At 75.4% G+C, this 7,197-nt stretch carries 5 protein-coding genes and 1 pseudogene; 2 read left to right on the top strand and 4 right to left on the bottom strand.

What is annotated here, in order from left to right:
* Positions 1–226: 226 nt before the first annotated feature.
* The 4 genes and pseudogenes from AB0J76_RS13475 to AB0J76_RS13460 form a co-directional block, all read right to left on the bottom strand.
* A complete protein-coding gene (locus tag AB0J76_RS13475) occupies positions 227–466 on the bottom strand; it encodes a hypothetical protein (RefSeq protein WP_352323366.1) in 240 nt (79 codons plus the stop codon).
* 643 nt (positions 467–1,109) lie between these two features.
* Positions 1,110–1,952 (bottom strand): annotated as a pseudogene (locus tag AB0J76_RS13470) (CoA-binding protein); the annotation flags it as partial.
* A gap of 62 nt (positions 1,953–2,014) precedes the next feature.
* A complete protein-coding gene (locus AB0J76_RS13465) occupies positions 2,015–3,571 on the bottom strand; it encodes an FAD-dependent monooxygenase (RefSeq protein ID WP_352323354.1) in 1,557 nt (518 codons plus the stop codon).
* Between the two features lie 6 nt (positions 3,572–3,577).
* Entirely contained in the window at positions 3,578–4,975 is a 1,398-nt protein-coding gene (locus AB0J76_RS13460; protein ID WP_352323353.1) for an FAD-dependent monooxygenase, read from the bottom strand.
* A gap of 186 nt (positions 4,976–5,161) precedes the next feature.
* On the opposite strand from AB0J76_RS13460, the gene AB0J76_RS13455 reads away from it, so the two are divergent.
* Positions 5,162–6,643, top strand: coding sequence for a cytosine permease (locus tag AB0J76_RS13455; RefSeq protein WP_352323352.1), 1,482 nt, complete (start codon positions 5,162–5,164; stop codon positions 6,641–6,643).
* 39 nt (positions 6,644–6,682) lie between these two features.
* Positions 6,683–7,195: a hypothetical protein gene (locus AB0J76_RS13450; RefSeq protein ID WP_352323351.1), complete on the top strand. Its 513-nt coding sequence runs from the start codon at positions 6,683–6,685 to the stop codon at positions 7,193–7,195.
* Positions 7,196–7,197: the final 2 nt, after the last annotated feature.

The raw sequence follows: 7,197 nt of genomic DNA, 5'->3' as shown, positions 1-7,197 counted from the left end.
CCGGCGTCCTTCGTCTCGCCTGCGATCGGACGGGATCACCGTCCGCCTCCCAGCATCCTTCCCGAGCGCCGTAATCCACCACAAGCCCGTATTTATCGGGATTTCGGGCACGCCAAAAGCCCGTGGAGCCGCCGCGCTGGGCCTGACATGGCGCTACGCGGCGGACGAGCACGCACCGAGCAGGAAAGCTCGCCGACCGTACGCGCCGGAGCGGCGGCCGGCTCCGTCACCCCCCGGCGAGCTCGGCCTTGAGGCGGTCGGCGATGTCGGTCCTGAGGGCCTTCTTGTCGATCTTCCCGACCTTGGTCCAGGCGAGCTCCTCGACGACGACGAGCCGTTCGGGCAGCTTGAAGCGGGCGACCTCCGCGCTCTCCATGCGCGCCCGGATCTCCTCCAGCGTGACCGTCGCCCCGGCCCGCGGCACGACGTACACGCACACGCGCTCCCCGAGCACGGGGTCCGGCATGGCCACGGCGGCGACCTGGCTCACGGCGGGAAGGGGGCATGGTCGCCAGGCCCAGCCGTCCGAGCAGTGCCTTGCCGGTGTGCTCGTCGTACCGGCCGGGCGGGACGGCCGGCGCCCGCCAGAGGGTCGAGGCGGCCGGGCGGGCCGGGCGCGCGCGGGCGTCGGCCAGCAGCGCGGCGGTGGCGGCGGCGACGCCGCGGGCGTCGGCGGCCACGGGCACGCCCGACCCGCGCAGGGCCATGCGGTCGCGGACGACGTCGTCGCCGGTGCCCGCCAGCCCGAGGACGACGGGGACGCCCGCGGTCAGGCCTTCGGCGACGGCGGCGACGACGTCCACCGCGTCCGGTTCGTGCAGCACGTACCCCGCGATGACGTCGACGCCGGGATCGGCGCCGGTGGCGGCGAGCACCGCCCCGAGCTCGGGCCCCGGACGGCCGGTGTCGACCGGGTTGCGCTGGAAGGTCAGCGGCGGCAGCAGCCCGGCCAGGGTCTCCCTGGTGCCGGGAGCGAGCTCGGGCACCCGGATCCCGCGTCCGCGCAGGTCGTCCAGGAGCAGCAGGCCAGGACCCGCCTGGGCGGTCACGATCCCCACCCCCGGGTCGGCGCACGGGCTGGCCCGCGTCACCGCCAGCGCGCCGACGGCGTCGACGAGTTCGCGTTCGTCGTCCACGAGGACCGCCCCCGCCTGGGCCAGCGCGGCGCGCGTGGTGCGCCAGGAGGTCGCCAGCGCCCCCGTGTGCGAGGCGGCGAAGGCCCCGACGTCGTGGCGGCCGACGACCAGGGCGACGACCGGCCGGGTCGCGGTGAGGCGGCGCACGCTCTCGACCAGCCGGGGGCCGTCCGCCACCGACTCCACGTGCAGCGCGACGGCGGCGGTGCGGGGGTCGCCGGCGAGGTGGTCGAGGACGTCGGGGGCGGTGACGCCGGCCGCGTTCCCGAGGCCGACGGCGAGGCTGACGCCGTGCCCGGCCTCGGTCAGCGCGAACGCCAGGGCGTGGTTGACGCCGCCGCTGGCGGCCACGACGGCCACGGCGCCCGGCCGCACCCGGTGGGCGCCGGGGACGAAGCTGGCGGTCAGCCGCGCGTGCGGGGCGAGGAAGCCGCTGGTGTTGGGGCCGAGGAGGCGCAGGCCCGAGTCCCGGGCGAGGGCGGCGAGCCGTCGCTGGTGCTCGATCCCGGCGCCGCCCGCCTCGGCGAACCCGCCGCCGCACACGACGGCGGCCCGCACGCCCGCCTGCGCCGCCTCGGCGAGCACGCCGGCGCAGGCCGCGGCGGGCACGCAGAGCACCGCGAGATCGACGGGCCCGGCCGCGGCGGCGGCGCCGACGGACGGGTGCATGGTGTCGTCGCGGGCGTTCACCAGCGCCAGGAACCCCCCGAAACCGGACAGCGAACGGGCCATGGCGGCGCCCAGCTTGCCCGGGTCCCGGGACGCGCCGACGACCGCGACACCCCGCGGACCGAACAACGGGCCAAGATCGCCCATGGGGGCACTGCCGCCTGGTCCGCGGCCGTCCACGTGCGCGCTCCGACCGGGTCCCAGGCCGTTCATGAGAGCACTCCGACCAGGTCGGCGCGGCCGGAGAGCACTGTGGTCAGCGCCCGGTCGCGGTCGGGCTCGCGTTCGATCAGCAGTGCGGGCAGTCCCGCGCGCATCCGTGCCTCCTCGCACAGCCGGGTACGGGCCAGGGCCGTGCCGCCGTGCACGGCGACCAGGGTCGCGCCGGCCGCGGCGAGCCCGGACAGGTCGGGCAGCCCGTCCTCGTCGTCCGGCGCCTCCAGCAGCGCGCCCCACGCGCCGGGCAGCGGCGTCGCGGAGAGCGGCAGGTCGTTCCTCCCCCGGACGGCGGCGGGAGCGCCGTTCGGGCCGGGCAGGACGTCGAGCAGCCGCCCGGACGCCGACCACCCGGCGGCCTCGAAGCCCGTCTCCAGGGGCGCGGCGCCGTGCCGGTCGAGCCACCGGCGGTGGGCCGCGGCGACGAACCGCGGCGCGCGTCTGGCCAGGCGCGCGTCGGAGATGCTGCGGGACAGGAAGTGGTAGGCGAACTGCCACGGCTCGAGAGCGTCGTGGTAGCTGCCGAAGCTCTCCCACCAGGCCAGGCTGGGCCGCGCCGAGTCCTGGATGTGCCGGACCGGCGGCTGGGCGGCCCGCTCGTAGCCGGCGAGCGCGGCCGCCAGGTCGCCGGGGTGCCCGGCCAGCGCCCGCGCGAGCGCGACGGCGTCCTCCATGGCCATCTTGGTGCCCGAGCCCACGGAGAAGTGCGCGGTGTGCGCGGCGTCGCCGAGCAGCACGACGGGCCGCGGGGCCGTCGTGTGCCAGTGGCGGGTGCGGCGGGTGCGGAAACTGGCCCACCGGGAGTTGTTGGTGAGCAGCCGGCCGCCCTCGAGGTGCTCGGCGAACAGCTTCTCCAGGTACGCCTTGGAGAGCAGGTCGCTCGCCCCGGGCGGCAGGCCCTCGTCGAACGCGTCGAGACCGGCCCGCCGCCAGGACGCCTCGTCGGTCTCCACGATGAACGTCGACATGGTGTCGGAGATCGGATACCCGTGCACCGCGAAGACGCCGTCAGGGCCGCGTTCGTGGACGAAGGTGAGCCCGTCGAAGAGGTGGTCGGTGCCGAACCAGACGAACTTGGCCGCGGCGGTCTCCACCTGCGAGCCGAGGCCGGGGCCGAGCTCCTCGCGGATGCGCGAGGAGGCCCCGTCTGCGGCCACCACCAGGTCGTAGCCGGCCAGGTCGGCGAGCGTCACCTCGGTGGAGAACCGCAGGTCCGCCCCGACCGCGCGGGCCCGTTCCTGCAGGAGCAGCAGGAGCGTGCGCCGGACGACCGCGGCCATGCCGTTGCCGCCGCACCTGATGCGCTCGCCCTTCAGCCGGACCTCGATGTCGTCCCAGTGCCTGCCGTGCTCGGCCAGGGCCGCGCGCAGCACGGGGTCCGCCTCGTGGATCGCCTCCAGGGTCCGGTCGGAGAAGACCACCCCGAAGCCGAAGGTGTCGTCGGCGCGGTTGCGCTCGAAGACGGTCACCTCCGACGACGGGTCCGCCTGCCGGATCAGCGCGGCGAAGAACAACCCGCCGGGCCCGCCGCCGGCCACCGCGATGCGCATGGCCCGCTACTCCTTGGTCGCCAGGCCGAGGATCCGGCCGAGCACGGCGCTCAGCGCCGCCTCCGGATCGTCCGCCATCGACGCGGACCGCCAGGCCACCATGTGGTCGGGACGGACCAGGAGCACCCCGTCCTCCCCGACCTCGGACAGGGCGCGGTAGTCGCCGTAGCTGTCCTCGTAGTCGCAGCCGCGGCCGATCGAGCGCACCCGGACGGGCACGCCCAGCCGCGCGGAGACGCGCTCGGCCGCCTCCCGCCAGGCCGCGCCGCCGACGCCGGTGAGCAGGGTGAACCTGCCCCGGCCGCACAGGTCGAAGGTGGAGACGCGCTGCTGGTCCCTGGTCAGCCACACGTGCGGCAGGTGGCGTCCCGGACGGGTGGAGGCGAAGTAGTAGACCTCCTCGTCCCGCGGCGCGGGCTGCTCGGGCGTGCCGTCGGGCACGATCGCGCCGGACGTGTAGTGCTGGTTGGTCTCGACGCCGTGCGTGTTGAAGCACATGATCGTGGCCTGCATCGCGGCGTCGAACGCCTGCCGCCGCTCGCCGCCCTCGGCCGTCGGCGACAGCAGGGCGTCGAGGGCGTCGCGCAGTTCCGCGGCGCCGGAGGCGGGCGGCAGGCGCAGCGCCATGAAGAGCTGCGGCATCAGCCCGTCACTGCGCTTGGCGCGCTGGACGATCTGCCTGGCGACCGGCAGCCGCTCGTCCCGGTAGCTGTCGAGCAGCGCCGGGGCGGCCTCGCCGCGCACCACCATGGCGAGCTTCCAGCACAGGTTGTAGCTGTCCTGGATGGAGGTGTTGGAACCGAGGCCGTTCATGGGCGAGTGCCGGTGCACGGCGTCGCCGACGCAGATGACCCGGCCCGCCATGTTGTCGGTGGCGTAGACGTCGTTGACCGCCCAGGTGGAGATCGACTCGACCGTCACCGGCACCTGGTCGTCGCCGATCAGCTGGTGGGCGATGCGGACGCCGTCCTCCTCGGTGAGCGAGGGATGCCCGGCATTGACGTCGTAGCCCCACACGCCGACCCACTTGGTCCACGGGCGCACCATGCGCAGCACGCCGATGCCGTTGCCGTCGTGGCCGACACCCGGCTGGACGAACCAGTACATGTCGCCCGGCCGGTGTTCGACGAAGCGGGTGAGGTCCGCCTCGAACACCACGTTGATCGAGCCGCCGAGCCCCATCTTGCCGACCAGCGGCAGGCCCGCCTGCGCGGCGACGGTCGAGTTGCCGCCGTCCGCGCCGATCAGGTACTTGCTGCGGATGCCGTACTGCTGCCCGGTCAGCCGGTCCTTGACCTCGACCGCATCCGGGAGGTCATCGGCTGCGACATCACCGACGGGTCGATCCGCCTGGAACTGCACGCCGGTCTCCGCATCGCCCGCCTGGCCGGGCTGTGGCCGCACGAGTGAGCCCCATGGCCGCGCGGTGGAAGCGCTCCGGCAGGCGAGGCGGGCGGGCCTCGCCGTCGTGTTGCCGTCCTGCCGGGATGTTGCCGCCCGCTTGCCCCCACCGGCAAGCCCGGCGTCGACCGGCGCGCAACCGCCGCCGCCGATCGTGGCTTCCGACCGCGATCGGAAGGGACGGCCGCCATGGAACAGCGCAGGGTGATCGAACGGCACGGCGTCTCCGCCATGCCCGAGCATCGCCGCACCGCCCGCCCCGCGAGCGTGACGTGGGTGCTCGTGGGGTCGAACCTGTCGCTCAGCGCGACGGTGTTCGGCTGGCTGCCCGTCACCTACGGCCTGAGCTGGTGGCAGATCGTCGCGGCCGCCGTGGCGGGCACCGCGCTCGGCCTGATGGTGGCGGCGCCGCTGGCGCTGCTGGGGTTCCGGGCCGGGACGAGCAACACGGTGGCCGCGGGCGCGCATTTCGGCGTGCGCGGCCGGCTGGTGGGCTCGCTGATCGGGCTGCTGCTGTCCCTGGGATACACGGCGGTGGCGATCTGGACGGGCGGCGAGGCCGTCGTGGCCGTCCTCGCCCGGTTGAGCGACGCCGTGCCGGACTCCGTGCCGGACTCCGTGCCGGGCGCCGGGCCGGGCGAGGCGGCGCGCGCGGCGGCCTACGCGGGCATCGCGGTGCTGGTGGCGGCGCTGGCCGTCGGCGGGTTCGAGCTGATCTCCCGCATCAGCGCGCTGCTGGTGGCGCCGATGGCGCTGGTGCTGGCCGCCGGAGTGGTCGCGTACGCGCCGGGCTTCGACCCGTCCTGGTCCGCGGCCGCCGCCGGTCGGCCGGACGGCGCATCGGCGTGGATCCTCGCCCTGGTCACGGCCGGGATCAGCGGCCCGGTCGCCTACGCCACGATCATCGGCGACTACACGCGTTACCTGTCGCCCAGACGGCACAGCGCGGCGAGCGTGGTGTGGTCGTCGGCCGCCGGGCTGTTCTGCGGGCTGCTGGCGCCCACGTTGTTCGGCGCCTTCGTGGCGATCTCGACGCGGGCGGAGAGCGCGTACCTGGAGAGCCTGGTACGGGCGGCGCCGGCCTGGTACGTGCCGCTGCTGCTCTTCGCGGCCGTGGCCGGGTGCCTGGGCGCGGCGGGCGTGCCGCTGTACAACATGGGGCTGGAGCTGCACGGCCTGTTCCCGCGCACGTCCAGGACGGCGGGCGCGGCGGTGGCGACGGCGATCACCGTCGGGCTGGTGTTCGCCGGCCGTTCCACGGTGGGGGTGGAGCAGGCCGTGACCGGGTTCGTCGTGGTGCTGACCGTGCTGGCCACGCCGTGGGCGGTCATCGCGCTGATCGGGCACCTGCGCTGCGGACGGGTGTACGACGTGCGGGACCTGCAGGTGCACAACAAGAGCCTGTCGGGCGGCCGCTACTGGTACGCCGGCGGCTGGAACCCGCGGGCCTGCGCCGCCTGGCTGGCGGGGGCCGCCGTCGGCCTCCTGGACGCCGACAGCCCGCTCTACACCGGCCCGCTGGTCGTCCTGACCGGCGGCCTGGACGTCGGCTTCCTGCTGTCCGCGCTGGTCGCGGCCTGCGTCTACCTGCTGCTCGGCACCGGGCACCGGGCCGGCGAGCCGATCCCCGACTGGCGGCAGGCGTACCTGTGGCCCGCCGCCGGCCGCTGAAGAACACCCGTCCCCGCCCGACCTCATCAGGAGAGCGTCATGAGCCTCGACCACACCCGAGCGACCCGGCTGTGCCCGGTGAGCGACCTGGACGACCGGCTGCGGGCCGCGGTCACGGAATACGCCGGGCAGCAGCTGCTCGGCGACCTGGCGGAGACGGCCGACATCTGCTGCGAGACCCGCAGCGTCCCCGTCCCGCCGCCGGGCCGCGGGCGGCGTGGCCTGCTGAACGGGCTGTTCGGCGCGTTCAGGGCGGCCGGGCTGGAGAGCGGGCCGTTCACCACGGCCGCCGTCGTCACGCCGGGCGTGATCGTGATCGCCACCGTCACCGACCGGGGCACGCAGGTGCGGCTGGGCGCCAGGCTGGCGGACGTGTCGCTGCACGTCGCCGACCCCGCCCTGTACAGGCGGGCCACCGGGGTGGACGTGCAGGCGCGGTGGTTCGGGTCGTCGGACGCGAGCTCGTACCTGCTGCCGCTCGACACCGGGCCGGCCGGGCAGGCGTTCCTGGCCCGGCTGCGCGAGCTGACCGCCGCGGCCCGGCACAGGTGAGC

The sequence above is a fragment of the Nonomuraea sp. NPDC049624 genome, from assembly GCF_040675255.1.
Classification (GTDB): Bacteria; Actinomycetota; Actinomycetes; order Streptosporangiales; family Streptosporangiaceae; genus Nonomuraea.
Note: the sequence above shows the minus strand (reverse complement) of the source record. Positions and strands in the feature narration are given on the sequence as shown.

Bases quoted from the DNA above. Each gene is read 5' to 3' on its own strand.
- AB0J76_RS13475 (WP_352323366.1), bottom strand. From the start codon at position 466: ATGCCGGACCCCGTGCTCGGGGAGCGCGTGTGCGTGTACGTCGTGCCG.
- AB0J76_RS13465 (WP_352323354.1), bottom strand. From the start codon at position 3,571: ATGCGCATCGCGGTGGCCGGCGGCGGGCCCGGCGGGTTGTTCTTCGCC.
- AB0J76_RS13455 (WP_352323352.1), top strand. From the start codon at position 5,162: ATGGAACAGCGCAGGGTGATCGAACGGCACGGCGTCTCCGCCATGCCC.
- AB0J76_RS13450 (WP_352323351.1), top strand. From the start codon at position 6,683: ATGAGCCTCGACCACACCCGAGCGACCCGGCTGTGCCCGGTGAGCGAC.